Raw genomic sequence first — 1,013 nt, 5'->3', positions numbered from 1 at the left:
ACCGCCTACACCCTCGCGTTGGTCGCCGCGATCCTCGCACTGCCGCTGCGCAGCAGATCATGGGGCGCTTTCCTCGCCGGCGGCTACGTCCTGACCATTGCCCTGGCGATCTGCATCGTCATCGGCTGTGCCGTCCGTGCCCTGGAGGTCCGCCGGGAACGCGCCGTGCACGACGTACGCCAGGCCGAACGCCTGGCCCTCGCCCGGGACCTGCACGACCTGATCGCCCACCACATGACCGGCATCATCGTCCAGGCCAACGCCGCGCTGACCATCCAGGCCACCGCTCCGGACAAAGTGGATCCCATCCTGCGCACCATCGCCCGGTCCGGCACGGAAACCCTGGAGTCGATGCGACGCCTGGTACACGTCCTGCGGGAGGACAACCACCCCGCCCTGCGTCCTGGAGACCTGCTCACCGAACTGGCCGACCTCGTCTCCGCCCACTCCGCCGCCGGCGACGACACACCGGCCCGGCTCGAAGTCACGGCAGCCGCCCGAACCACCCCCTTCAGCCCCGAGATCGAGCTCACCGTGCAGCGGCTGGTCCAGGAAGCCCTCACCAACATTCGCCGCCATGCCCCCGGCGCCCGCACCACCGTCCACCTCGACGCGGACCGTGCCTGGCTGCGCGTGACGGTCACCAACACCGCGCCCCCTCACGGGACCGCCACACCCGCCGGCGGGCGCGGCGGCTTCGGTCTGCTCGGCCTGCGCGAACGCGTCGAAGCCCTCGACGGAACGGTCCGCGCCGACGCACTTCCGCACGGAGGCTGGGAGGTCCACGCCGCAGTTCCGCTGGCAGCACCCGCCGCCAACGCGGTCCCGTACGACCAGCCCAAGCGTTGACGGGCCCGGCGTCAGCGCTCCGGGTGAACCGCGCCGTGCTCCCAGGCCCACGCCGCGACCTCCACCCGGTTACGGGCCTTCAACTTGGCCTGGATACGCGCCAGATACGTCTTCACCGTCGACAACGACAAGAACAGCCCGTCGCAGATCTCCTGATTCGTACG

The 1,013-nt window shown here is 70.6% G+C and carries 2 protein-coding genes; one reads left to right on the top strand and one right to left on the bottom strand.

Annotated elements, in window-relative coordinates:
- Positions 1–849: histidine kinase (locus AB0N66_RS42450; RefSeq protein ID WP_365446370.1), on the top strand; the 849-nt coding region annotated here is incomplete at its 5' end.
- 11 nt (positions 850–860) lie between these two features.
- Here AB0N66_RS42450 and AB0N66_RS42445 read toward each other — a convergent pair.
- Positions 861–1,013: LuxR C-terminal-related transcriptional regulator (locus AB0N66_RS42445; RefSeq protein WP_365446373.1), on the bottom strand; the 153-nt coding region annotated here is incomplete at its 5' end.

It is taken from the genome of Streptomyces sp. NPDC093544 (genome assembly GCF_040683495.1).
Lineage (GTDB): Bacteria > Actinomycetota > Actinomycetes > Streptomycetales > Streptomycetaceae > Streptomyces.
The sequence above is the reverse complement of the archived record's forward strand: the minus strand, read 5'-3'. Positions and strand labels throughout refer to the sequence as shown.